Origin of the sequence: Corynebacterium sp. AOP40-9SA-29 (assembly GCF_052377405.1) — a bacterium.
Lineage (GTDB): Bacteria > Actinomycetota > Actinomycetes > Mycobacteriales > Mycobacteriaceae > Corynebacterium.
The window spans coordinates 105,125-128,087 of record NZ_JBQSWR010000003.1 but is presented as its reverse complement, the minus strand read 5'-3'; the positions used below and the strand labels follow the sequence as shown (position 1 = coordinate 128,087).

Genomic DNA, 22,963 nt, shown 5'->3' with positions numbered 1-22,963 from the left:
TCTCAGACCTCGAATTCGGGAAGATCGCGGCCGACGTACTGTTCGGCCAGGTAACGGCGTCCCGCCTCGGAAGACAGGACGCAGGACAATTCGGCCAGACGCCGCCGCGACTCGAAGGTCGTGGCGTCCGGCGTCTGGTGCAGCATCGACGACATCCACCAGGAGAAGTGCTGGGCCCGCCACACGCGCGGCAGGACGATATCGGAGTAGTCGGCGAGCAGGCCCGGGTCGCCGCGCAGCGCGCGCACAAGCGCGGGAGCGAGCACGGCGACGTCGGCGATGGCGAGGTTCATGCCCTTGGCCCCGGTGGGCGGGACGGTGTGGGCGGCGTCGCCGGCGAGCAGCAGGCGGCCGCGTTGCATGGGTTCGGTCACCGCCGAGCGGAAGCGCAGCACCGCCTTGTCGAAGATCTCCCCCTCACTGACCTGCAGGTCCGGGGAGTCCGCGCGGGTGTGCAGCGCCTCCCAGATCCGGGCGTCCGACCAGTCGGCCACCGTGTCGGACGGGTCGCACTGCAGGTAGTAGCGCTGCACGGTCTCCGAGCGGGTGGAGATCAGCGCGAAACCCTCCGGGTGGGTGGCGTAGATGAGCTCCTTCTGCGTCTTCGGCGCGTTGACCAGCACACCGAACCACGCATAGGGGTACTCGTGGCGGTGCCGGCCTGAGCCGGACGTGCCGGCTGTGCCAGAAACGCCGGACGCGCCGGACGCCGTGACGCTCGCGCGGTGCGGCGAGCCGGACCCGTCGGCGGCCACGACGTAGTCCGCGCGCAGTTGGCCGTGGCATCCTGCGCCGTCGGTGTAGTCGACGACCACGGGCCCCTCAGTGGAGGTAGTAGAGGCAGCGGATTCGATCCCCTCGACGGCGTCGACGGTGGTGTCGAAGAGCACCGCGCCGCCGTCGGCGAGACGCCGGGCGACGAGGTCGGTGAGGTACTCGTGCTGCGGGTACACCGCCACGGTGTGCCCGGTCAGCTCGGTCAACGCGATGCGGGTGCGCTCCCCCTGCACGGAGATCTCGATGCCCTCGTCGATGTCGGCCTCGCGCTCCATGCGCTCTGCCACGCCGGTGCGGCGCATCAGCTCCAGGGTGCCCTGTTCCAGGATCCCGGCGCGCACCGTGGTCTCCACCTCAGTGCGCGAACGCGACTCCAGCACCACCGACTCCACCCCGTGGAGGTGCAGCAGGTGCGACAGGGTCAACCCCGCCGGACCGGCGCCGATGATGGCGACCTGCGTCCTCACGCCAGGTCCTGCACGGCGGCGTTGAGCAGGGAGAACCCGTGGTTGGAGTTCGGCACGCCGGCGTAGACGGCGGTGTGCAGCAGCACCTCGCCGATGGTGTCGGCGTCCACTCCGGCGCGCAGGGCAGAGCGGATGTGCATGTCGAGTTCGCCGTCGTTGCCCACGCCGGTGAGTACGGCGATGGTCAGCAGCCGGCGCTGGGTGTGGTCCAATCCGGGGCGTTCCCACACATCACCCCAGGCGGTGCGGGTGATGAAGTCCTGGAACTTCTCGGTGACCGGGGTCTTCTTCTCAATCGAGCGGTCCACGTGCTCGTCGCCGAGGACGGCGCGGCGGTTGGCCATGCCCCTCGCGTGCGCGGCGTCGCGTCCTGCCTGGTAGTCGTCAGCCATGGTGGGTGCTGCCTTTCCTGTTGTTGAGCACGGCGTCGACGATGTCGCTGACGTGCCCGGTGTGGTCCCCCGGGTCGGTGCTGAAACCGTGTTCGGTCCGGGCCTTGTCCATCAGTTCGCGCAGCGTGCCCTCGGCGACGGCGGCGTCGACCTCGGCGCGCGGGACGTAGCGTCCCAACGCCTCGGCGAGCACCGCCCCGCCGGTGAGCTCGAGATTGCGGCGCATCGCCGCGGTGTCCACGGTGATCCCGTCGATGCTGGCGCGGGTGCGGGTGACCGCACCGGCGGTGGCGGCGACGAGGTCGCGCAGTGTCTGCCACTCGGCGTGCCAGGCGCCGGTGGCGCGCTGCATGCGCTGGTCCATGGCGTCGAGCATGGTGGCAGCCAGCGCCGGGGTGCGTCGGGCGTATCCGTCGGCGGCGACGGCGGCGGCCGGATTGGCTTTGTGCGGCATCGCCGAGGAGCCCCCGGGCGAGGCCTCGCGCAACTCCCCGACCTCGGTGGCGGAGAACACGATGACATCGCCGGCGATCTTGCGCACCGAGCCGGCCAGCGCCGCCAGCGCGGTAGCCACCTGCACCAACGGCAGTCGGTCGGTATGCCACACCAGCGGGGAGGACGCCAGGTCCAGGCGCGTGGCCAGCGCATCGTGCACGCTCAGACCATTCGGCGCGGTGGATGCCAGGTTGCCTGCCGCCCCGGCGTACTGCACGGGCAGGACGCTCAGAGCGCCGCGCACCGCCGACGCCGCAGCGTCGGTCTGGCGCAGCCAGCCCGCGGCGATGACGCCGAAGGTCGTCGGCACCGCCTGCTGACCGAGCGTCCTACCAATCACCGGGGTGTCACGGTGGGTGCCCGCCAGCTCGGCGAGGTCGTCGGTGAGGTCGGCGGCGGTGGCCAGGATCGCCGCACCGGCATCGCGCACGCACAGCACCAGAGCGGAGTCGATGATGTCCTGACTCGTCGCCCCACGGTGCACCGCCGCGGTCTCGAGCCCGGCGTCCGTGACCGCAGCCTTCAGCCGCTTCACCAGCGGAATCGCCGGGTTGCCACCGGCAATGGAGTCCTCGGCCAGTGTGCTCAGTGCGGCACCGTCAAAGGTGGTGGAGGAGATGAGGTCGGCAGTGGCCTCGGCCGTTTCGGGGTCGACGAGGCCGGCGTCGCCCGTCGCATGCGCGAGGGCGGCCTCGACGTCGACCATGCGCGCGACGAACGCGGCGTCCGACACGGCATCGGCGGCAGTGGTGTCGCCGGAGGCGATGTCACTGTAGAGGGTGCGGGTGCTCGCCATGTCTGTTTCCGTCTTAAACACGGAAGAAGGGGGTCTCGGCGGTGGCATCCTCGTGCTGCAGGACGATGTCCATGCGGTAGGAGTCCTCCCCCACCTGCTCCATCACCAGGCGGGAACGGCGATCCTCCGGCACCACGGCGAGCACCGGGTCGGTGGCGAGGTCGGAGTCCCCCTCCGCGGGGAAGTAGGCGCGGGTGTAGAGACGCTCCAGGATGCCGCGGGCGAAGACGCTCACCTTGAGGTGCGGGGCCTCGGTAGCTGTATCTTCTTCTCCTGCTCCTTCGGCTGCTGCCGGAGTCGCGCCGGGACGGCGGGTGCGGAAGGTGACCTCACCGTCGTCATTGGCCATGCCCCGGCCCACACCCGCGCCGAGCAGCGGATTCCAGCCCTTGAGCGACCCCTCGTCGGACCGTGCGTCCAACGGAGAGGGGTAGATGCCCTGGGAATCGGCCTGCCACAGTTCGATCATGGCGTCCTTCACGCGGTGCCCGGCACCATCGGTGACCGAAAAGGTCACCTCCACGATCTCGCCGGCGGCAAAAGACATCGCGTCCTCGTCGACCATGTTCTCCGCGCCGGGAGTGGTCAGTCCGATATGTACGTACGGGCCGACCGTCTGCGAGGGCATGATGCCGAACGGTGCGTCGTCCTGGTCGCGGACGGCGGGAACCGGGTAGCGGAACTGGCCCTTCGGGTCACTGTCGATCATCGATCTTCTCCTTCTACTCGAACTACTCGAAGTGGGTGGCGTCGCGCCCGCGCAGCACGATGTCGAACTTGAAGCCCAGGGCGAAGTTCTCGCGGGTCTCGTCGTAGTCGAAGGCGGCGATCATGCGCTCGCGGGAACCCTCCGGCACGGAGTTGTAGATCGGATCCTGGAAGAACATCGGGTCGCCCGGGAAGTACATCTGGGTGACCAGGCGCTCGGCGAACTGACGACCGAACAGCGAGAAGTGGATGTGCGCCGGACGCCAGGCATTGCTGTGGTTGCCCCACGGGTAGGCGCCGGGCTGCACGGTGTAGAAGCTGTAGACGCCGTTCTTGTCGGTCATCGTGCGCGCCACACCGTTGAAGTGCGGGTCCAGCGGGGCGGGCCAGGAGTCGTTCTTGTGGCGGTAGCGTCCGGCGGAGTTGGCCTGCCATGCCTCGATGAGGGTGTCCGGCACCGGCTTGCCGTCCGAGCCGAGCACGCGGCCGTGCACGAAGATGCGCTGACCGATGGCCTCTCCCCCGTTGGCCTTGGTCATGTCATTGTCCTCGGCGCCAAGGGCACCATCGCCGAAGACGGGGCCGGAGGTCTCCCCCAGACGCTCGGGGACCATCAGCAGGTCGTTGTTCGGGTTGCGGAGCACCGTGGTGCGGTACTCCGGGAAGTGCAGCGGTGCGAAACTGCCGTCGACGGAGACGTTACTGATCGGAACCATGGGCGTGACCCCTTCTGCGGGATAGCGGTGAACGTGATGTGCGTCTCACGGTATCCGCCGGTGCGCTACGCGCAAAGTCGTTCGCAGGGTGAACTTTCCTGCGGCAATAGCAGGCCCGTGTACAGCGGTTTCTTTCACGTCTGTGAACTATCGGGGGTCACCCAGGGGTGTGTATCAGGGTTAGAGAAGGTCGTGTCGACAGCACTATCGGCGTCCTGTTTGGGCGCGCACCGCGCACGCGCACCCGCCCCCGCGCACACAAAAACCGCGAGGACGCACCCCGCCGGAATCGTGATCCGGCGCAGCGCGTCCCCGCGGCGTCCTGCGGCTTTGCCGCAGCGTCCTACCCGTTCTTACTGGGTAGAGAGCTTGCGGTACTCAAAGACCTGGTCGATGATGCCGTACTCCTTGGCACCCTCGGCGGTGAGGAACTTGTCGCGGTCGGTGTCCTTACGGACCTGCTCCTCGGACTGGCCGGTGTGACGGGCCAGCGTGGACTCCATCAGACGACGCATACGCTCGATCTCGTCCGCCTGGATCTGCAGGTCGGAGACCTGACCCTGGGTCCCCTGGGTGGCCGGCTGGTGGATCAGCACACGCGAGTTCGGCAGCGCCGCGCGCTTACCCTTCGTACCCGCAGCCAGCAGGACCGCCGCAGCGGAAGCAGCCTGGCCGAGGCAGACGGTCACGATGTCCGGGCGCACGTACTGCATCGTGTCGTAGATGGCCATCAGCGCGGTGAAGGAACCACCGGGCGAGTTGATGTACATCGTGATGTCCCGGTCGGGGTCGAGCCCCTCCAGGACGAGAAGCTGCGCCATGATGTCGTTCGCCGAGGCATCGTCAACCTGGGTGCCCAGGAAGATGATGCGCTCCTCGAAGAGCTTGTTGTACGGGTTGGACTCCTTGGCGCCGAAGGAGGAGTGCTCGACGAAGGACGGCAGGATATAACGCGAGGTGGGCATCTGCCCGCCCGAAACCTGGCCGGTGAGTTCGCTGGCGTGGGTGAAACCGTTCATGTTGTTGCTTTCCATCTCTGCTTACTGCTCCTTCGCCGAGCTGATCACGCGGTCCACGAACCCGTACTCCAGTGCCTGCTGGGCGGTGAACCAGCGGTCACGGTCCGAGTCCTTCTGGATCTGCTCCAGCGGCTGGCCGGTGTGCTCGGCAATCAACTCGGCCATCTCGCGCTTGGTCTGGGCGAACTGCTCGGCCTGGATGGCGATATCCGCGGCCGTACCACCGACGCCGGCGGACGGCTGGTGCATCATGATCCGGGCGTGGGGCAGCGCGAACCGCTTGCCCTTCGTGCCGGCGGACAGCAGGAACTGCCCCATCGACGCCGCCAGGCCCATGCCGTAAGTGGAGACGTCGCACGGTGCGAACTGCATCGTGTCGAAGATCGCCATACCGGCGGTGACCGAGCCACCGGGCGAGTTGATGTACAGCGAGATGTCCCGCTCGGGATCCTCCGCACTGAGCAGCAGGATCTGCGCGCAGAGCTTGTTGGCGATCTCGTCATCGACCTGGGTACCCAGGAAGATGATCCGCTCGCGCAACAGACGCTCGAACACCGAGTCGTTGAGGTTCATCCCCGCGGTAGAGGCCATCTGCGCCTGGCGCAGCGCCTGACCGGCAGACATGTCGTTAGTGTTCACTTATGCTCCTCGCTCAAGTTCACGTGTTGGACTGTGCACCAGACTAGTCAACAGCATGGTGCTACGCCCCTCTCTGGGGCCCTGTTCGCTGACAGCGCACGGTCGGGGTGCTGTGGCACGAAAAACCGCCGCCCCGCCGACCCGGAGGTCAGCAGTGCGGCGGTTCATTTCCCGAGGTGGGACCGACTCAGTTGTCGGACTTCTCCTCGGTCTCAGCCTCGACGACCTCAGCCTCGGCGTCGGCCGACTCGTTGAGGTCAGCCTCCTCACCGAAGTAGTCCTTCGGGTCGATGGAGGTGCCCTTGTCGTCGGCGACGGTGACCTTGCAGATGTTGATGGCCAGAGCCTTGCCGCGGCGCACATCGGCGAACAGGTTCGCGATCTGGCCGGACTGCTGCAGCTGCATCACGAACTGGTTCGGGTCCATGCCGTAGCGCTGTGCCGTGAACAGAATGTGGTCGGTGAGCTCCTGCTGGGAGACCTCCGGCTTCTCGATGTCAGCCAGGGCGTCCAGGAACAGCTGGGTCCGCACGGAGTCCTCGGCACCCTCGCGGGCGTCCTCCTCGAACTTCTCGCGGGTGATGTCCTGAGCGGCGAGCATCTGCTCGAAGACAGCCTCGTCACCACCGAACTGGCTCACCAGCTGCTGGATCTGACCGTCGACCTGCTCCTTGACGACGGACTCCGGCAGGGCGACCTCGGTCTTCTCGAGGGCGGCCTCCAGGACCTTGTCGCGGATTGCGGCGGCCTGCTGGCCCTTGAGCTGCTCCTCGACCTGGGACTTCAGGGAGTCCTTCAGCTCATCGAGGGTGTCGAACTCGGAAGCCAGCTGGGCGAAGTCGTCGTCCAGCTCCGGGAGCTCGCGCTCCTTGACCGACTTGACGGTCACGGTGGCCTGAGCCTCGCTGTCAGCGTGCTCGCCGGCAACCAGCGTGGTGGTGAACTCCTTGGACTCGCCCTCGGAGAGGCCGGTCAGGGCGGCGTCCAGGCCCTCGACGAGGGAGGCGGTGCCGACCTCGTAGGACAGGCCCTCGGAGGACGCCTCGTCGACGGTCTCGCCGTCGACGCTGGCGTCGAGGTCGATGGAGACGAAGTCGCCGTCCTGCACGGCGCGCTCGACGGCCTTGAGGGTGCCGAAGCGGGCGCGCAGGTTGGTCAGCTCGGACTCGACGGACTCTTCGTCGGCCTCGAGCGCGTCAACCTCGACGGAGAGGTCGGCGAAGTCCGGCACCTCGATCTCGGGGCGGACGTCGACCTCGGCGGTGAAGGTGACGTGGTCGTTGTCCTCGAGCTCGGCGATGTCGATCTCGGGCTGGCCGAGGGCCTTGACGTCGTTCTCCTCGACGGCCTGGCTGTAGCGGCTCGGCAGCATCTCGTTGAGAACCTCATTGAGGATCGACCCGCGGCCCAGACGGGCCTCGAGGATCTTCGCCGGCACCTTGCCCTTGCGGAAACCGGGCAGGCTGACCTGCTGGGCGAGGGACTTGTAGGCGCTGTCGAACTCAGGCTTCAGTTCCTCGAAGGGAACCTCGACGGTGAGCTTGGCGCGGGTGGCACTCAGCTGTTCAACGGAGCTCTTCACGGATGCACACTCCTGTGTGTTCTTGGTCTGTGTACTTGCGGCCGGTGGGCCACGGGATCGTTCCGTCCGCGTCACCTCCGGGTCCCACCACCCCACCTGTATCCGGCCCGCCTGACGACGGACCACAGGGAGGGCGAGGACGGCCGGAGGCTGCCACCGGTAATGGTCGTTGACGATTTTATCGTGTTGCCGACGGCGGTTGTCAGCGGGGTCGCACCTAGCCGACTTCCGATCCGTTCCCGTCGGGATAGCGGGATTTGAACCCACGACCCCTCGCTCCCAAAGCGAGTGCGCTACCAAACTGCGCCATATCCCGTCCGCACGTTCGCCTCGACTGCTGGGCAGTCACCGGGGAGACGCGCTTGCGCCGATGTTACGGGGTTGCGCAGAACGCGGCCAACAGTGGGGCACAGTTACGGGGCGTGGGGTGTGCGTGTGGCGCCGGCGCGGCTTCCGTCCACCGCCGGGCCTGCCGGTTTTCCGCTCGTCGCTACCGTGGTGTATCGTCGTCAGCGCAACAGCGGGAATGTCGTATAGTGGCTAATACCTCAGCCTTCCAAGCTGAAGACGCGGGTTCGATTCCCGTCATTCCCTCCATAGAGAAACCCCCTCCGACCAGCGTCGGAGGGGGTTCTTCGCGTCTTGCAGGTCCACTGTTCCGGGGTGGTGGTCAGGACGCATGTCCGCTTCGGACGTGCCCCCTGCCCCCTGGCACCTCTGGTGGCTCTGGTGGCTCTGTTGGCTCTAGCACCTCTGCCGCCCGGCGCAATCTCTGCATTCCGGACCGATCGTTGGCAGTAATCGGGCCGAAATGCAGAGATTGCGCCGACCGTGGGGACACGCGTCCCCGGACCCCACGGGCGCAGTGACCCTACGTGAGTGCGTCCGCCAGTCGGGGAACCAGCTTCTCGACGGCGTAAGGAATGGAGAGGACGGAGTTGTAGGTAATTGCACCGCGTTCATCCATGGTGGCGACAACCACCGCGTCGTCTCTGACAACACTGAGGTTGTTCGCCAAGGGATTCTCTCTAGTGAGATCGAAGTTCTCGTCGTCGCTGAGCACCAGCAGCAGGTCGCTGTCGACTTGGCCGATGTTCTCTGGGGCGATCTCGACGAAGAAACTGTCACCTGCGTCTTGTGATCGAATCGTCTCCGGCAGCGTTAAGCCGAGTGACTCTAGGAACTGGCCGCGAGCATCGCCGGGCAGAAAAGCACCGTACTTGCCATCGTAGGGCAGGATCGAGGTCCCGGTCTTCCCTTCAAATTCGGGGTGTTCCTCGCGGACGGAGGTCAACAACTCCTCAATCTCATCGTTTAGCTTCTTACCCTCCTCCTCGCGACCTATAGACTTCGCGACGAGCTCGGTAGCCGTCTCGCGGGGCACGGAATAAGCTGCCGTGCCGGCGGGGCGTGCTACCACCGGGGCGATCTGAGACAGCTGCTCATAAACCTCCCCGTCGAAACCTGCAGATACCCCGAGGATCAGGTCAGGCTCGAGCTCAGCGATCTGCTCGAGGTTCGGCTCCGAATCGGACTCGATGTAGCTGATCTCGTGCCCCTCGACGAGGTCATCAGTCCAGGGACCCAGCCCGCCTTCAAGGAACGTGTAGCCGGCGTTGGCTACGGGCACGTCGCCCAGGGCCAGGACGATGTCGGCATCGGTCACTCCTAGTGCGACAACCCGTTCTGGCTCGGCCTCGATGGTGCTGGAGCCAAATTCATGGTCGATCTCTACCGGGAACGCCCCCGTACCGTCGGAGGGACTGTCGGCATCCCCTGCGTCTCCCGATCCGCTGGAACACCCAGCCAGCAGAGCCATTGCGGCACATGCTGCTGCGACGATGCTCGCACCGCGTGACCTGGGGTTTCTGGAAGCGCGACATCGGTAGTCGGTTTGCGAACTAGGTAGTTCCGGCATTGTTTCTCCTGGGACGTCAGAAATGAGGCGTGACTAGCCTAAGTAGATTACACAGAGTGGCCTCACCCCACGACGGCTTCCGTCATCGCTGCCATACATGACAGGGAATGGTCCTAGCCGCACGGATGCTCACCGGCGAAGCGGCCATCCGTGGAGTACGACCGCCTACGCGGTGTCCATCGCCAGCCACCACCAGCCTTGAATGCAGCCCCACCCCTCTTTGTCAGGCTGTGTGTGAATCACCCCGCTCCGCACACCGAGTGCAGACCCGGCTGTGAACATCTCCCCGGGCTACCTCAACGACCAGATCCGGCGCTGGCGGCGGGACCCAGAGCCGGAGGCACTGGCGATCGACGTAGTCTCCAGTCCGGTGCGCGTCCAGTAGTCGAGCTGCCGATAGCTGATACCGGTGATCTGACAGACAGCGATACCGTGAAATCCGGCCGTCACGTGGGAAGAACTTGCAGGTAGTGGACGGTTTTATCCTTCCACATCATGCGGATCCTTGGTAGAATGGACTCGGCCGAATGGAGGGGTACGCAATCAAGGAGGAAGGTCGAGATCATGATTGACTTCAACACGTTGAAGGGCGTTGACGGTTACCGTAAAGCGTTCCCCACGGTGTTCACCGGCATGAGTGAGGCCGATACCAAGCGCGTGGTGCGCGCGGTGCACTCCTCAGTGTTGGAGGGTCGCATCCTGAGCACTGAGGACATGCAGATTTCCGCTGAACGCATCCTGAATCGTCGCCCCGGCGGGATGACGGATGAGGATGTGCACGCCCTCCTTGCTGAGAACCGTGCCCGCGCTGCACGTAACGCCTGATTCGGACGTCTGCCGGGCCGCCGGAATGGCCTCGGTATTTCTATGCCAGTACTGAGGCACTGCGCAACAAGCTGAATGCACACGAAAGCGCCCTCCGACCACCGTCGGAGGGCGCTGACTGCGTCCTACAGGGTCCTACAGCGTCCTACAGGCCCTTGAAGCCGGACGGGCGCGGAACGTTGCGCAGGTTCGACTTCGCCATGGTGAACATCTTGCCCACGCCGCCCTCGAGCACCGTGCGGGTGGCCGCGCGGGCGAACCCGGCGACCTGCTCCAGGGAGATCTCCGGCGGGATGGACAGCGCATTCGGGTCGGTGACCACGTCGACGACCACCGGGCCGTCGTAGGCGAGCGCCTCGGCGAGCACCGGGCGGACGTCCTTCGGATCCTCGATGCGGAAGGACTTGATACCGCACGCCTCGGCAATGTCGGCGTAGTTGACCTTCTCGTGGTCGGTGCCGAAGTCGGGCATGCCGGCCACCAGCATCTCCAACTTCACCATGCCCAGGGTGGAGTTGTTGTACACGATCGCCTTGAGCGGCACCTGGTGCAGCTTCAGGGTCAGCAACTCACCCATGAGCATGCCCAGGCCACCGTCGCCGCACATCGCCACAACCTGACGCTTGCCCTCCACGGCTTCGGCGGCACCGATAGCCTGCGGCAGGGCGTTGGCCATCGTCCCGTGCCGGAAGGACGCCAGCAGCTTGCGGTTGGCGGTCGGCGTCACATAGCGGGCGTGCCACACATTGCACATGCCGGTGTCGGCGGTGAAGACCGCGTCGTCGTCGGCGAGTTCGTCGAGCACGTAGGAGACGTACTCCGGGTGCAGCGGGACGTGCTTCTCGATGTTCTTCGTGTAGGCGTCGATGACGTGGCGCAGGTTCTTCTCCTGCGCAGCGAGCATCGACGACAGGAAGGACGAGTCGTCCTTCGCGTCGAGCAACGGCAGCAGGTCGTCGATCGTCGCGGCGACGTCACCGGTGACCGGGTACTTCACCGTGGTGCGGCGTCCGATGTTGCGGCCCTTGATGTCGACCTGCGCGGTGTCGGTGTCGCGCGGGAGGAACTCCGTGTACGGGAAGTCCGTGCCCAGCAGGATCAGCAGATCAGCCTCGTCGAAGGCCTCCGAGCAGGCACCGTAGCCCAGCAGGCCCGACATGCCCACGTCGTAGGGGTTGTCGTAGTGCAGGTACTCCTTGCCGCCATAGGCGTGGCCGACCGGGGCCTTGATCTTCTCCGCCAGGGCGAAGACCTCCTCGCGGGCATCCTTGCAACCCGCGCCGCCGAAGATCGTGATCTTCTCGGCCTTGTTGATCGCCGCGGCGAGTGCGACGAGCTCGCTCTTGGCCGGGTGCACGGCAGGACGCTCCGAGGCGATCGCCGACTCCAGCTGCGGGGAGTCCACCGCCTCATCGCTGGCGATGTCGCCCGGCAGGACCAGGACGGAGACACCGTTGCCCGCCATCGTCGACTGGAGGGCGTGGTGCAGGATCGTGGCACCCTGCGCTGCGGAGTTCACCATCTCGCAGTAGCCGGAGCACTCGGCGAAGAGCGCCTCCGGGTGGGTCTCCTGGAAGTAGTGCGACCCGATGAACTGCGAGGGGATGTGGCTGGCGATGGCCAGCACCTTCGCGCCGTTGCGGTGCGAGTCGTAGAGCCCCTGCACCAGGTGGGTATTGCCGGGACCGCAGGAGCCGGCGCAGACGGCGAGGTTGCCGGTGACCTCGGACTCCGCACCCGCGGCGAAGGCGGCGGCCTCCTCATTGCGCACGTGGAACCACTCGATGCTGCTGCGCTTGACCGCGTCCACCACCGGGTTGAGACTGTCTCCGACGAGACCGAAGATTCTACGAACGCCCTGAGCCTCCAGGGCTGCGACGAGCTGTTCGGCATAATTGCGAGCCATGTGGGCCACTCCTGTACATGAGATTTGTCGTTGACTACCTCTCCGACACTATGCCGGTACGCGCAACCCTGCACGGAGAGGTTCATCACCCCGCCTACCGCGGACGATCATGTGTGGATAACTAAAGTTCCGCCTTGCGGTTACCCCCGTCGCCCGCCGCCCCCAAGGCAAGAATGACCTCAACAGCGCCTTTGCCCGACATGGGTGGTCGGAAATGGCGTTGAGGCCACACAATTGTGAAAGGAAAAGTACCGTAAGCGTCCATGAAGCCCACCATCATCGACGCGGACAGCGGTCGCGAGCTGTGGACGGCCTCAGAGTGCGCCGACTACGCCGGGACGTCCCGCGGCACCTTCACCAGCTACGCGGGTCGCGGCCGGGCCCCCGAGCCCGCCACCAAACACCACGGCCTGACGCTCTGGGACTCCCAGGAGGTCAAAGACTGGACTGCCGGGCGCCAGCGCCGGGCCCAGGAGGGCAAGACCCCGAATCAGACACAGGACGGCCGGACGCCGTCCTGACTTCTAACTACTTGGCGTCCGGGATCCCCGGGGTCTGCCCGGTCTGCTCGTAGGCGTCGAGGATCTCGATACGACGCTGGTGGCGGTCCACACCCGACCAGGACTCAGAGATGAAGGCGTCGACGATGTCGAGGATCTCCTCCTCGGAGTGCATCCGCCCGCCGATACCGATCAGCTGAGCGTTGTTGTGCTCGCGAGCCAGTTTGGCGGTCTCCACCGACCAGGCCAGGGCACAGCGGGCGCCGACGACCTTGTTGGCGGCGATCTGCTCGCCATTGCCCGAGCCGCCGAGCACGATGCCCAGGGAGCCCTTGTCGTCGACGGTCTTGCGCGCGGCTTCGATGCAGAACGCGGGGTAGTCATCCTCAGGGTCGAAGGTATGGGCGCCACAGTCGATGACGGTGTGCCCCTCCTCCTTGAGGTGGTCCGCGATGACATTCTTCATCTCGAATCCGGCATGGTCAGCACCGAGGTAAATACGCATGGCCCTGAGCTTATCCGACCGCGGGGCCGAACAGTGGACAACACCGGTAGTTACACCCCGAAATGCACCGCCCCCTTCCCCGAGGTGTGCCAAAGGGCCAAAATCGAGCGTGGGATGGCTGAACCCGATGATTCAGCCATCCCACGCTCGATCTTGGCCCCTCCCCTATGGCGCTACGGCGAGGGGTGGGGAAATGTCACTCAGTCAGTGGCTTCCCCGCCCAGGGAACCGACCAGTTGCGGCAAGTTTTCCGGCAGCGCGTCCTCGATACCGAGCGAACCGACGATGGAGCCGACGAGGCTGCCGCCGATCTCGCCGGCGGTCTCGTCACCGGCCAACGAGCCGTCCGTACTCAGCACGGAGTTGTCCCCGCCGAGGATTCCGGTGATGAGCTGAATGAACTCCCAGATGGACCCGACATCGGTAGGCATGATCTAGCCCTCTGCGCCGTCGCCCAGGGAACCGGAGATGCCGTCACCCTCGGCCAGCGAGCCGGTGATGTCGGACAGCGACCCGGTCAGGTCCCACTCGCTGCTGGTGTCGAAGACACCCTCGAGGGAGCCCTCGGTGCTCAGCACGGTGAGATCGCCTCGGATCAGGCCGAGGGTGATCTGCAGGACCTCGCTGATGATGTCGGTGAAGTCTGAAAGTGAACCCATGGTGTTCTTACCCCTTGTATGTGGTGGTGCGGAAAGGACGAGGAGAGCTACTCGGCACCGGACGACACCGCGGCGCGCCGTGAACTGCCGATACGGCAGATACTATCCACAAGGAACGCTAACCACTACACGTTCCCCAGACCACCCCACCCCCGGGGGTACCTGAGAACAGGCCCCCTGGCGACTTATTCCGCGCTGGGGTCCTCGGTGCGGGACTTCTTCAGCTCGAAGAAGTGCTCGTAGCTACCCAGGGTCACCGCGGCGTCGAAGATCTTCCCCGCCTCCTCCGAGCGCGGCACCCGGGTGAGCACCGGGCCGAAGAACGCCCGTCCGTCCAGCTCGACGACGGGCGTGCCCACGTCGTCGCCGACCTTGGCGATCGCCGTCGACTGGTAGCTGCGCAACGTCGGCTCCCAGGCGTCCGGCGAGTCGCCGCGCGAATGCGCGGCATCGGCGTAATCGGCCGACAGGCCGACCTCCTCCAGGACCTCGGCGATGAGGTCGTCGTAGGCACCGTCGCCGGTGCGTCCTCCCTGCCCTTGGTCGTGAATGCGGGTGCCCAGGGCGGTGTAGAGTGCGTCGACCTTCTCCGGCTCGCGGGTGTAGACGGCCGCCGCGACGAGCGCGGGGCCCCACGCCGCGGTCATGCGCTCGGCGTAGGCGTCCGGAATGTCCTTACCCTCGTTCAGCACGGCCAGGCTCATCGGGGCGAAGGTCACGTCGATGTCGCGCACCGCCTCGACCTCCTTGATCCACCGGCTGGTCACCCAGGCGAAGGGACAGGTCGCGTCGAAGTACAGGGTGACCGGTGTGGTGCTGGTGCTCATGTGTGCAACTCCTTGTGTGGCATGCATGTCGTTGATCGCCCCACAGAGAATACGCGGAATACGCGCCCCCGAACCGACCCACGTCCAGACAGGACGGTCCACGCCGACTATCGTGGTCCCTTATGAGTTCAACCAACCTGACCCGATCCGAGGCTGCCGAGCGGTCGGACCTGATCACGGACGTCCACTACGCCATCGACCTCGACCTCACCGAGGGCGGGGACATGGACCACAAGACGTTCTCGTCGGTGACCACCGTGACCTTCACCGCCACTTCGGCTGGGTCCACCTTCATTGATCTGCGCGCCGACGAGGTCACCACCGTCGACCTGGACGGTACCGACATCCTGCCCCTGGCCCTGCCCGGGGACGGGGAGGGTCGTTACGACGAGGCCCGTGGCCTGCAGCTCACCGACCTGAGCGCGGGGCGTCACGAGCTGACCATCGTCGCGGAGTCCTTGTACTCCACCACCGGCGAGGGGCTGCACCGTTTCCTCGACCCGGCGGACGGCGAGGTGTACATGTACACCCAGTTCGAGGCGGCGGACGCCAAGCGCGTCTTCGCCTGCTTCGACCAGCCGGACATCAAGGCCACCTACGAGGTCACCGTGCACACGCCGACCACGTGGACCGTGGTCACCAACAATTCCGTGGAGACCACCACCACCGGCGGCGAGAAGACCGGGGAGACCTCCCACCGCGCGGTGGTGGACTACCCGCTGTCGACCTACCTCATCGCCTTCTGCGTGGGCCCCTGGTACCACGTCACCGACTCGTGGACGGGGTCACTGACCCCCACCGCCGAGGTTGAGGGAGTCACCGACACCCGCCTGGTGCCCGAGGGCGAGATCACCGTGCCGCTGGGCCTGTTCGTGCGCCAGTCGCTGGCCGAGTACCTCGACGCCGACGTCCTGTTCGACGTCACCAAGTCCGGCTTCGACTACTACGCGGCGAACTTCGGCGTGGCCTACCCGTTCCACAAGTACGACCAGATCTTCTGCCCCGAGTACAACATGGGCGCGATGGAGAACGCCGGCTGCGTGACCATCCGCGACGAGTACGTCTTCCGCTCCGCGGCGAGCCACTACGAGTACGAGCGTCGGGCGGACACGATCCTGCACGAGCTCGCCCACATGTGGTTCGGCGACCTGGTGACCATGCGCTGGTGGGACGACCTGTGGCTCAACGAGTCCTTCGCCACCTGGTCCTCGGCAATGGCGCAGACCCACGCCACGTCCTACGACACCGCCTGGGTGACCTTCGCGAACAAGGAGAAGTCCTGGGCCTACGCGCAGGACCAGCTTCCCTCGACCCACCCGGTGTTCTCCGGGGCCAACGACCTGGTCGAGGTCGACGCCAACTTCGACGGCATCACCTACGCCAAGGGCGCCTCCCTGCTCAAGCAGCTCGCCGCCTACGTGGGCCTGGAGCCGTTCTTCGCCGGCATCCGCGCGCACTTCGTCAACCACGCCTTCGGCAACGCCACCTTCGACGACCTGCTCGGCGCGCTGGAGAAGGCCTCCGGACGCGACCTGTCCGACTGGGCCGACCAGTGGCTCAAGACCACCGGCATCAACACCCTCGGCACCGAGACTGCCGTCACCGACGGCGCCTACTCCTCCTTCGCCGTGACCCAGTCCGGCGCCGCCCCGGGCGACGGCGAGACCCGCACCCACCGCCTCGCGGTGGGGCTCTACGACCTGCAGGACGATTCGGTCGTCCTGCGCCGCCGCGTGGAGACCGACGTCGCCGGGGCGTCCACCGATGTCCCCGAGCTCGTCGGCGAGAAGAAGGCCGACCTGGTGCTCGTCAACGACGACGACCTCGCCTACGGTTTCCTCGCCCTCGACGAGGACTCCCTGGCCACCGCCGTGGAGCACATCGCCGGCATCGCCGACCCGATGGCCCGCTCGCTGATCTGGTCGGCGGCGTGGCAGATGACGCGCAACGCCCAGATGCGTGCCCGCGACTTCGTTGCCCTCGTCGTGCGCGGTGCCTGGGCCGAGACCCAGCTCGGCGTGCTCGAGCAGATCCTCGCCCAGGCCATCGGTGCCGTCGAGAACTACACGGCACCGTCGTGGCGTCCTGAAGGACGCGCCCAGCTGCTCGCCGGACTGCGCGCCGGCGCGGAACGCACCGAGGGCCAGGCACGCCTGGCGTTCGTGCGCGCCTACGCCAACGCCGCGCAGGACGCCGAGTCGACCGTCTGGATCTCCGGGCTGCTCGGCATCGGCGACGTCTCCGCCACCGACCTGCTGCCCGGCTTCACCGTGGACCAGGACCTGCGCTGGCGCCTGATCACCGCCCTCGTCGGCGCCGTCGACGTGCTGCCCGACGAGGACGCCGCCGAACTCATCGAGGACGAGGAGCAGGCCGACCTGTCGTCGTCCGGACGCATGAACGCCATGAAGGCGCGCATCGCCCGCCCCGACATCGAGGTCAAGCGCAACGCCTGGAACGCCATCACCCTCAACGGCAGCGAACTCGGCAACCTGGAACTGCGCTTCATGATGGCCGGTCTGACCCACGTCGGCCAGGGCGAGCTGCTCTCCCCCTTCGGCCCGGAGTACGTGCAGCGTGCCGTGGAGATGTGGGAGAACCTCTCGTCCGAGATGGCGCTGCGCACCCTCGACGGGCTGTTCCCCTCCTGGGCCGGCTACGAGGACGTCGCCGACGACCTGCGCTCCACCGCCGCCGACGAGTCCACCCCCGCCGGCCTGCGCCGCGTCCTGTCCGAGGGCCTGTCGCGCGCCGACCGCGCCGCCACGGCCCGGGCCTTCGACGCACGCTGATCGAACGCTGATGACTCAACCCAGCAGCTTCTACGAGGCCGTCGGCGGCGAGGAGATCTTCCGCCGGATCGTGCACGAGTTCTACCGGCAGATCCCCGACGACGACATCCTCGGGCCCATGTACCCCGCCGATGACCTCGCCGGTGCCGAGGACCGCTTGCGCTGGTTCCTCGTGCAGTACTGGGGCGGGCCGCAGACGTTCACCGAGCAGCGCGGCCACCCGCGCCTGCGCATGCGCCACATGCACTTCCCCATCGACGCCGCCGCCCGCGAGCGCTGGCTTCTGATGATGGGCAAGGCCCTGGACACCGTCAGCGACGAGGACCTCCCCGAGGCCCCGCGCGCGGCGATGTGGGAGCACATGGTCCGCGTGGCGGACATGCTCGTCAACAAGCTTTAAGAGACAAGCGGTAGGACGCCGCTAGCGCGGCGACGGGATGCGCGCCAGCCCGCCCGGGCGCGGCACGTAGGCGGTGCCGAACAGCGCGTCGATACGGATCCACGACCCCGTCGCACTCACCCGGATCAGGTCGTGGGCGCGCAGGTCGTCGCGCCGCGGCTCCACCACCAGACCCAGTGCCCCTAAGGCGGCGACGACGCGTCCGGCGATTTCCACGGCACCTGCATCGCTAGTCAGGCTCAACAACGGCTGGTCCAGCAGCGACGGCGGCAACCCTGCCGGCCCGGAATGCTCGTCCGCCTCGCGCTGCATGCCCTCGAACAGGGAGCGCACATCGGCGGCCGGGACCGTATCAATCAACCGGAAACCCGTCGCCGGCGGCGCGGTCCCCGTCCACAGCAACGACACCACCCCGCCGAGGCTCACCGTCCCGCGCGTGGGACTCTCCACCGCCCCGGCGAGCAGCCGCGGCACCGGCTCAGCCAGCACCACCGCGTCCGGCACCGAGGGCACCGCGTGGATCCGCTCGGCGACGATGCACCCCAACGGCGTGGAGAAGATCACGTCCGACATCTCGTCGCCGACCTGCACCACCCGCGCCATCGCGCCGGTGTCCATGCGCAACACGCGGGACGCCACGGCCGCCGTGCGGCGCAGCGCGGCGGCCTGCACGTCCGCCGGGCGGGTGAGGGTCAGGGTGAGCTGGGCGTCCTGCGCGGAGCCGGGGAAGTTGAGCACCATGACTGCCAGGGTAACCCCCGGCCCACCGCGCTACGTCCGGCGGCCACCAACCACGGTGCCGCCGTCGCGGGTGCCGTCGACCGCGGCTTCCTCCTCGTTCAACGGGATGAGGAAGGTGTCGATGACCTTCAGGTCGTGCTCCGTCCACTCCCGGGACTTCCCCGAGATCGGGTCCACGCCCACGTTGACCGTGTCCACCACCGCCACGAGGCGATGCTGGGCATTACGGATGTACTGGCGCATCTTGAACGACTTCACGCCCACCTGGAAGATGAACGACTCCACCGCCACCGCAACCTCGCTGGACGACACCGACTTCTGGTAGTCCACCGACGCCCACCGGACAACGAACGCCGGGATCGACATGTCGATCTCCGTGAGGACGTCGCGCACGAAATCGATCCGCGCGTCCTGCGAGAACTCCAAATACGCCGCATTGTTGACGTGCTGGAACTGGTCGAAGTCCGACCATCGGAGGTTCACCCGTGTGCTGTGGTAGCGGGCACCGGTGGCCTCGTGGTCAACGAAAGGCATCGAAGTCTTCTCCTTACGAGGGCGAGGCCTCAGCATGTGACGCTGAGGCCCCGCCTGAACGGTCCGCCCGAGAAGCGGGAACCGCAGTAGTCCTGTTTTGTCTCGTAGAGGATTCTATCGGGAAAGCCGACGATGTGTTACCCGGGTGGGCCGGGCCGCATCCGCACCGAGGCGCTCGACCTTGTTCTTCTCGTAATCCTCGAAGTTACCCTCGAACCAGAACCACTGGCCCTCGGCGAAGTTACCCTCCCACGCGAGGATGTGGGTGCAGGTACGGTCCAGGAACCAACGGTCGTGGGAAATGACCACGGCACAGCCCGGGAACTTCTGCAGGGCGTTCTCCAGCGAGCTCAGGGTCTCGACGTCCAGGTCATTTGTCGGCTCATCCAACAGGATCAGGTTGCCGCCGATCTTCAGCGTGAGCGCCAGGTTCAGACGGTTGCGCTCACCACCGGAGAGCACCTTCGCCGGCTTCTGCTGGTCGCCGCCCTTGAATCCGAAGGCCGACAGGTAGGCACGCGAGGGCATCTCGTTCTGGCCGACGATGATGTAGTCCAGCCCCTCGGAGACGATCTGCCAGACGGTCTTCTCCGGGTCGATGTTCTCACGGTTCTGGTCGACGTAACTCAGTTCCACGGTCTTGCCGACCTGCACCTCGCCGGCGTCCGGCTGCTCCAGACCCACGATGGTCTTGAACAGCGTGGACTTACCCACACCGTTCGGGCCGATCACGCCGACGATGCCGTTACGCGGCAGGGTGAAGGACAGGTCCTTGATCAGCGTGCGACCGTCGAAACCCTTGGTCAGGTTCTTCACGTCCACGACCTGGTTGCCCAGGCGCGGCGGGGTCGGGATCTGGATCTCCTCGAAGTCGAGCTTCTTGTACTGCTCGGCCTCCGCCGCCATCTCCTCGTAGCGCTGCAGACGGGCCTTGTTCTTGGCCTGACGTGCCTTCGCCCCGGAGCGGACCCACGCCAGCTCCTCCTTGAGGCGCTTCTGCAGCTTCTGGTCCTTCTTGCCCGCGACCTCGAGACGCTCGGCCTTGGTCTCCAGGTAGGTGGAGTAGTTGCCCTCGTAGGGGAAGAGCTTGCCGCGGTCGACCTCGCAGATCCACTGCGCGACATGGTCCAGGAAGTAGCGGTCGTGAGTGACGGCCAGGACCGCACCCTTGTAGTTGGCCAGGTGGTTCTCCAGCCACAGCACGCTCTCGGCGTCCAGGTGGTTGGTCGGCTCATCCAGCAGCAGCAGGTCCGGCTCGCTGAGCAGCAGCTTCGCCATGGCCACGCGACGACGCTCACCACCGGAGAGGTGGGTCACCATCTCCTCGGGCGACGGGCAGCGCAGGGCATCCATCGCCTGCTCGATCTTGGAGTCGAGCTCCCAGGCGTCGGCCGCGTCGATCTTCTCCTGGAGTTCGGTCATCTCCTCCATGAGCTCATCGGTGTAGTTCGTGGCCATCTCCTCGGCGATGGCCTCGTAACGAGTCTTGACCTCGAAGATCTCGCCGAGACCCTCCTCCACGTTGCCGCGGACGGTCTTCTCCTCGTTCAGCGGCGGCTCCTGCAGCAGGATGCCGACGGTGGCACCCGGGTCGATGAACGCCTCACCGTTGGACGGCTGGTCGATGCCGGCCATGATCTTGAGCAGCGAGGACTTACCGGCGCCGTTGGGTCCGACGACACCGATCTTCGCCCCCGGGTAGAAGCTCATGGTGACGTTGTCGAGGACGACCTTCTCGCCGTGAGCCTTGCGTACGTTCTTCATCGTGTAGATGAACTCGGCCAATGTGTTCCCTCCGGTTTACCTGGCTACGTGCGCCTGCGCGTCGAAGCCCTTGCATATACGTTGGACGAGCCTACCCCACCACGCCACGCTTCCCCGAAGATGCGTATACCCCCTCCCCTGCCTCAGCGGGCGCCGGTGTTCTGGGAAAGGCTCACGCAGAGACTCAGACACAGACGGGGTACCAAGTTGGACCTGGGAGCGTTGAGTTGGTCAACTCAACGCTCCCAGGTCCAACTTGGTACCCCTTGCTGCTTGCTGCGAACTATCCTGCCGCGTACCCGCGGGTGGACCCCACCGCCGGGTGCCACCGCATGACGGCGTCCTCGTCACTCTCGGGAATCGCCGGGGCCTGCCGGTTGATCCGGGGAAGCACGGCTCGCCTGATGTCTCGGGCGACGCGTTCGGCAGCTCGTCGTATGCAGGCGTCGGTGTAGTGCTGCAGCACCCAACCGTGGTGGGAGATCTCATTGTCCTTCCACCGCTCCTTGACGAAGCTCCCCAACGTGACTCCTTCCCCCTCCGCCGCGTGATACCTGAAACTGTCGATCTCGACGGCGACTTGCGCCTCCGGGATGACCAGGTCGTAGCAGTAGTTCCCGACCATCCGGTTAACCAATACGGTGACGGGGAGGTCCGCCAACGCCTCACTCACGATCTCGAAGGCCCGACGCTCCAATTTGCTCATCGCACCGATCGGCGCCCCCTCGAGCAACACCAGCGCCTGTTTCCTCCCCTTAACCAGTGCCGAAAGGTCCTGTTCCAGGGCGTTCTCCGCGCCGATACTGTGATAGGCATCCGCGAGGAAGTCACGGAGGTCGGCGTCCGGAAGCTCGGCATCGAGCGCAGCCTGCAACGGGCTGACCAGCGCGATTCCGCCTGCCTTCCGGATCCGCTCCGGTACGCCACGGCGAAGTGAGTAGAGATCTGAACGACGAGCCTGACCTGCGCACCGTGCTTCCACGGGCCACCGGATGGGTAGGTCAAGGTACAGGCTCATCGCCGTGCTCCCCGTGTACACCAGTCCGCGGATTTCATGGAGCGCGGCAAGGGCCGTCCGGTCGTCCGGCTCCTCGTCGCAATAGATCCCCTGGGCGAGGCGGAAGAGGTCCCCTTTCCGGACTGCCGCCCGGATCCTCTTCGCTGTCATGGTCCGACGCAGTTCGCTCGTCCTCATGAACTTGATGTTCCCCACCTCCTCGACCTTCAGACCGCCCGTCCCCGAACGGTCAGAAGGCAGGCTCGGCGTCGCCGGCGGCGGCGACGAAGTCATCGACCGGTGCCGCGTCAGCGTCGGTGCCCGCGTCCCCGTCAGTACCGGACGTGCCGGACGTACCGGATGTACTGGAGGCGCCGGACGTGCCGACGGCCGAGTAGCCGCCGAGGCTCTCCGACGGCGACGTCGATGCCGACGCCGATGCCGCCGCATCCGCCGGTGCGTCCTGCGTCTGTGGTTCCTTGACGCGGTCGAGGCGCGACCAGGTCGATGGCGAATGGCTCAGGTCGAGACCGATGTTCGAGGCGGAGACGCGCCAGAGGGTATGGAGAATCTCCTTGCCCTCGGTGTTCGTGCGGGCGTTCTCCGGGGCGTAGGTGTAGGACGTCATCCGGCCGGTGATGACCAGCGGCGCGCCCTTCACCACGCTCTGCAGCACGTTCTGGCCGAGACGTCCCCAGCACTGCACGTCGATGAACAGGGTGCCGGAGTCCTTCCATTCCCCGTTGTCGTTCCAGCTCGGCGTGGACGCCATGCGGAAGGTGACGAGCCTGTTGACGTTGTTGTGCCGCTGCGGGTGCGTCGCGGCGAAGCCTGTCATGGTCACGGACATCTGCTGTAGCGCCATCTCCGGCACGCTCCTCCCCCGGTTTCCCCCGGGTTATGCGGCGGCCCCCGGCCGCCTCCCGGTGGTCGGTGGAGCCGTCCCCCACCTCGTTTCCCCGGTTGGACCATCATCCACAGCGTCCCCACGCCGGGTCAACGGC

23 protein-coding genes, 2 tRNA genes and 1 pseudogene are annotated in these 22,963 nt (G+C 66.3%); 5 read left to right on the top strand and 21 right to left on the bottom strand.

Going from position 1 to position 22,963, the window contains the following annotated elements; translation table 11 throughout:
• Positions 1-2: 2 nt before the first annotated feature.
• The 9 genes from ACT3SZ_RS07250 to ACT3SZ_RS07210 all read right to left on the bottom strand — a co-directional run bounded on the left by ACT3SZ_RS07250 (position 3) and on the right by ACT3SZ_RS07210 (position 7,907).
• Positions 3-1,244 (bottom strand): 4-hydroxybenzoate 3-monooxygenase, encoded by a 1,242-nt coding sequence (locus ACT3SZ_RS07250; protein ID WP_444617838.1) that lies wholly within the window; start codon positions 1,242-1,244, stop codon positions 3-5.
• Positions 1,241-1,636 carry a 4-carboxymuconolactone decarboxylase gene (pcaC, locus tag ACT3SZ_RS07245; protein WP_444617836.1) on the bottom strand — a complete coding sequence of 132 codons (396 nt, stop codon included), beginning with the start codon at positions 1,634-1,636 and terminating at the stop codon, positions 1,241-1,243. The genes ACT3SZ_RS07250 and pcaC overlap by 4 nt, the downstream gene beginning before the upstream one ends.
• Positions 1,629-2,927, bottom strand: a complete 1,299-nt coding sequence (locus tag ACT3SZ_RS07240; RefSeq protein ID WP_444617834.1) for a lyase family protein — start codon at positions 2,925-2,927, stop codon at positions 1,629-1,631. Before ACT3SZ_RS07240 ends, pcaC begins: the two co-directional genes overlap by 8 nt.
• A gap of 13 nt (positions 2,928-2,940) precedes the next feature.
• Positions 2,941-3,636 carry a protocatechuate 3,4-dioxygenase subunit alpha gene (pcaG, locus tag ACT3SZ_RS07235; protein ID WP_444617832.1) on the bottom strand — a complete coding sequence of 232 codons (696 nt, stop codon included), beginning with the start codon at positions 3,634-3,636 and terminating at the stop codon, positions 2,941-2,943.
• Between the two features lie 22 nt (positions 3,637-3,658).
• A complete protein-coding gene (gene pcaH / locus ACT3SZ_RS07230; protein ID WP_444617830.1) occupies positions 3,659-4,351 on the bottom strand; it encodes a protocatechuate 3,4-dioxygenase subunit beta in 693 nt (230 codons plus the stop codon).
• Positions 4,352-4,704: 353 nt separating this feature from the next.
• Positions 4,705-5,370: an ATP-dependent Clp protease proteolytic subunit gene (locus tag ACT3SZ_RS07225; RefSeq protein ID WP_444618062.1), complete on the bottom strand. Its 666-nt coding sequence runs from the start codon at positions 5,368-5,370 to the stop codon at positions 4,705-4,707.
• Between the two features lie 21 nt (positions 5,371-5,391).
• Entirely contained in the window at positions 5,392-5,994 is a 603-nt protein-coding gene (locus ACT3SZ_RS07220; protein WP_444618061.1) for an ATP-dependent Clp protease proteolytic subunit, read from the bottom strand.
• 202 nt (positions 5,995-6,196) lie between these two features.
• A complete protein-coding gene (gene tig / locus ACT3SZ_RS07215) occupies positions 6,197-7,591 on the bottom strand; it encodes a trigger factor (RefSeq protein ID WP_444617828.1) in 1,395 nt (464 codons plus the stop codon).
• Positions 7,592-7,833: 242 nt separating this feature from the next.
• Positions 7,834-7,907: transfer RNA gene (locus tag ACT3SZ_RS07210), tRNA-Pro, on the bottom strand.
• A 206-nt stretch (positions 7,908-8,113) separates the two neighbouring features.
• Between ACT3SZ_RS07210 and ACT3SZ_RS07205 the strand changes: the two genes are divergently transcribed.
• A tRNA-Gly gene (locus tag ACT3SZ_RS07205) sits at positions 8,114-8,188 on the top strand.
• 274 nt (positions 8,189-8,462) lie between these two features.
• On the opposite strand, the gene ACT3SZ_RS07200 is transcribed toward ACT3SZ_RS07205, so the two are convergent.
• Both ACT3SZ_RS07200 and ACT3SZ_RS07195 read right to left on the bottom strand, forming a co-directional pair.
• A complete protein-coding gene (locus tag ACT3SZ_RS07200; RefSeq protein WP_444617827.1) occupies positions 8,463-9,410 on the bottom strand; it encodes an iron-siderophore ABC transporter substrate-binding protein in 948 nt (315 codons plus the stop codon).
• A gap of 417 nt (positions 9,411-9,827) precedes the next feature.
• Positions 9,828-9,959, bottom strand: a pseudogene (locus ACT3SZ_RS07195) (MerR family transcriptional regulator); the annotation flags it as partial.
• A gap of 114 nt (positions 9,960-10,073) precedes the next feature.
• On the opposite strand from ACT3SZ_RS07195, the gene ACT3SZ_RS07190 reads away from it, so the two are divergent.
• Positions 10,074-10,334, top strand: coding sequence for a hypothetical protein (locus ACT3SZ_RS07190; RefSeq protein WP_444617826.1), 261 nt, complete (start codon positions 10,074-10,076; stop codon positions 10,332-10,334).
• A 145-nt stretch (positions 10,335-10,479) separates the two neighbouring features.
• Here the strand turns inward: ACT3SZ_RS07190 and ACT3SZ_RS07185 are convergent, their stop codons facing one another.
• A complete protein-coding gene (locus ACT3SZ_RS07185) occupies positions 10,480-12,240 on the bottom strand; it encodes a pyruvate dehydrogenase (protein ID WP_444617825.1) in 1,761 nt (586 codons plus the stop codon).
• 263 nt (positions 12,241-12,503) lie between these two features.
• On the opposite strand from ACT3SZ_RS07185, the gene ACT3SZ_RS07180 reads away from it, so the two are divergent.
• The gene (locus ACT3SZ_RS07180) at positions 12,504-12,761 is read left to right on the top strand and encodes a hypothetical protein (protein ID WP_444617823.1); all 258 of its coding nucleotides are present in this window, start codon (positions 12,504-12,506) and stop codon (positions 12,759-12,761) included.
• Between the two features lie 7 nt (positions 12,762-12,768).
• Here the strand turns inward: ACT3SZ_RS07180 and ACT3SZ_RS07175 are convergent, their stop codons facing one another.
• The 4 genes from ACT3SZ_RS07175 to ACT3SZ_RS07160 all read right to left on the bottom strand — a co-directional run bounded on the left by ACT3SZ_RS07175 (position 12,769) and on the right by ACT3SZ_RS07160 (position 14,731).
• The gene (locus ACT3SZ_RS07175; protein ID WP_444617821.1) at positions 12,769-13,245 is read right to left on the bottom strand and encodes a ribose-5-phosphate isomerase; all 477 of its coding nucleotides are present in this window, start codon (positions 13,243-13,245) and stop codon (positions 12,769-12,771) included.
• A gap of 200 nt (positions 13,246-13,445) precedes the next feature.
• A complete protein-coding gene (locus ACT3SZ_RS07170; RefSeq protein ID WP_444617819.1) occupies positions 13,446-13,676 on the bottom strand; it encodes a hypothetical protein in 231 nt (76 codons plus the stop codon).
• Positions 13,677-13,679: 3 nt separating this feature from the next.
• On the bottom strand, positions 13,680-13,904 hold the full coding sequence (locus ACT3SZ_RS07165; RefSeq protein WP_444617818.1) for a hypothetical protein: 225 nt from the start codon (positions 13,902-13,904) through the stop codon (positions 13,680-13,682).
• A 185-nt stretch (positions 13,905-14,089) separates the two neighbouring features.
• Entirely contained in the window at positions 14,090-14,731 is a 642-nt protein-coding gene (locus ACT3SZ_RS07160) for a mycothiol-dependent nitroreductase Rv2466c family protein (RefSeq protein WP_444617816.1), read from the bottom strand.
• 122 nt (positions 14,732-14,853) lie between these two features.
• Between ACT3SZ_RS07160 and pepN the strand changes: the two genes are divergently transcribed.
• Entirely contained in the window at positions 14,854-17,523 is a 2,670-nt protein-coding gene (gene pepN, locus ACT3SZ_RS07155; protein ID WP_444617815.1) for an aminopeptidase N, read from the top strand.
• 10 nt (positions 17,524-17,533) lie between these two features.
• Entirely contained in the window at positions 17,534-17,923 is a 390-nt protein-coding gene (locus ACT3SZ_RS07150) for a globin (RefSeq protein ID WP_444617814.1), read from the top strand.
• A gap of 21 nt (positions 17,924-17,944) precedes the next feature.
• On the opposite strand, the gene ACT3SZ_RS07145 is transcribed toward ACT3SZ_RS07150, so the two are convergent.
• From ACT3SZ_RS07145 to ACT3SZ_RS07125, 5 genes are all read right to left on the bottom strand, one after another.
• The gene (locus ACT3SZ_RS07145; protein ID WP_444617813.1) at positions 17,945-18,664 is read right to left on the bottom strand and encodes a hypothetical protein; all 720 of its coding nucleotides are present in this window, start codon (positions 18,662-18,664) and stop codon (positions 17,945-17,947) included.
• Between the two features lie 30 nt (positions 18,665-18,694).
• Positions 18,695-19,198, bottom strand: coding sequence for an acyl-CoA thioesterase (locus ACT3SZ_RS07140; RefSeq protein ID WP_444617811.1), 504 nt, complete (start codon positions 19,196-19,198; stop codon positions 18,695-18,697).
• Positions 19,199-19,312: 114 nt separating this feature from the next.
• Complete coding sequence (ettA, locus tag ACT3SZ_RS07135) at positions 19,313-20,983, bottom strand: energy-dependent translational throttle protein EttA (protein ID WP_444617809.1); 1,671 nt, start codon at positions 20,981-20,983, stop codon at positions 19,313-19,315.
• A gap of 262 nt (positions 20,984-21,245) precedes the next feature.
• Positions 21,246-22,157 (bottom strand): hypothetical protein, encoded by a 912-nt coding sequence (locus tag ACT3SZ_RS07130; protein ID WP_444617807.1) that lies wholly within the window; start codon positions 22,155-22,157, stop codon positions 21,246-21,248.
• Between the two features lie 52 nt (positions 22,158-22,209).
• Positions 22,210-22,824 (bottom strand): single-stranded DNA-binding protein, encoded by a 615-nt coding sequence (locus ACT3SZ_RS07125; RefSeq protein WP_444617806.1) that lies wholly within the window; start codon positions 22,822-22,824, stop codon positions 22,210-22,212.
• Positions 22,825-22,963: the final 139 nt, after the last annotated feature.

Excerpts from the sequence above, each read along its gene's own strand:
- pcaC (WP_444617836.1), bottom strand. The coding sequence starts at position 1,636 with ATGGCTGACGACTACCAGGCAGGACGCGACGCCGCGCACGCGAGGGGC.
- ACT3SZ_RS07240 (WP_444617834.1), bottom strand. The coding sequence starts at position 2,927 with ATGGCGAGCACCCGCACCCTCTACAGTGACATCGCCTCCGGCGACACC.
- pcaG (WP_444617832.1), bottom strand. The coding sequence starts at position 3,636 with ATGATCGACAGTGACCCGAAGGGCCAGTTCCGCTACCCGGTTCCCGCC.
- pcaH (WP_444617830.1), bottom strand. The coding sequence starts at position 4,351 with ATGGTTCCGATCAGTAACGTCTCCGTCGACGGCAGTTTCGCACCGCTG.
- ACT3SZ_RS07225 (WP_444618062.1), bottom strand. The coding sequence starts at position 5,370 with ATGAACGGTTTCACCCACGCCAGCGAACTCACCGGCCAGGTTTCGGGC.
- ACT3SZ_RS07220 (WP_444618061.1), bottom strand. The coding sequence starts at position 5,994 with ATGTCTGCCGGTCAGGCGCTGCGCCAGGCGCAGATGGCCTCTACCGCG.
- ACT3SZ_RS07200 (WP_444617827.1), bottom strand. The coding sequence starts at position 9,410 with ATGGCTCTGCTGGCTGGGTGTTCCAGCGGATCGGGAGACGCAGGGGAT.
- ACT3SZ_RS07190 (WP_444617826.1), top strand. The coding sequence starts at position 10,074 with ATGATTGACTTCAACACGTTGAAGGGCGTTGACGGTTACCGTAAAGCG.
- ACT3SZ_RS07185 (WP_444617825.1), bottom strand. The coding sequence starts at position 12,240 with ATGGCTCGCAATTATGCCGAACAGCTCGTCGCAGCCCTGGAGGCTCAG.
- ACT3SZ_RS07180 (WP_444617823.1), top strand. The coding sequence starts at position 12,504 with ATGAAGCCCACCATCATCGACGCGGACAGCGGTCGCGAGCTGTGGACG.
- ACT3SZ_RS07175 (WP_444617821.1), bottom strand. The coding sequence starts at position 13,245 with ATGCGTATTTACCTCGGTGCTGACCATGCCGGATTCGAGATGAAGAAT.
- ACT3SZ_RS07170 (WP_444617819.1), bottom strand. The coding sequence starts at position 13,676 with ATGCCTACCGATGTCGGGTCCATCTGGGAGTTCATTCAGCTCATCACC.
- ACT3SZ_RS07165 (WP_444617818.1), bottom strand. The coding sequence starts at position 13,904 with ATGGGTTCACTTTCAGACTTCACCGACATCATCAGCGAGGTCCTGCAG.
- ACT3SZ_RS07160 (WP_444617816.1), bottom strand. The coding sequence starts at position 14,731 with ATGAGCACCAGCACCACACCGGTCACCCTGTACTTCGACGCGACCTGT.
- pepN (WP_444617815.1), top strand. The coding sequence starts at position 14,854 with ATGAGTTCAACCAACCTGACCCGATCCGAGGCTGCCGAGCGGTCGGAC.
- ACT3SZ_RS07150 (WP_444617814.1), top strand. The coding sequence starts at position 17,534 with ATGACTCAACCCAGCAGCTTCTACGAGGCCGTCGGCGGCGAGGAGATC.
- ACT3SZ_RS07145 (WP_444617813.1), bottom strand. The coding sequence starts at position 18,664 with ATGGTGCTCAACTTCCCCGGCTCCGCGCAGGACGCCCAGCTCACCCTG.
- ACT3SZ_RS07140 (WP_444617811.1), bottom strand. The coding sequence starts at position 19,198 with ATGCCTTTCGTTGACCACGAGGCCACCGGTGCCCGCTACCACAGCACA.
- ACT3SZ_RS07130 (WP_444617807.1), bottom strand. The coding sequence starts at position 22,157 with ATGAGGACGAGCGAACTGCGTCGGACCATGACAGCGAAGAGGATCCGG.
- ACT3SZ_RS07125 (WP_444617806.1), bottom strand. The coding sequence starts at position 22,824 with ATGGCGCTACAGCAGATGTCCGTGACCATGACAGGCTTCGCCGCGACG.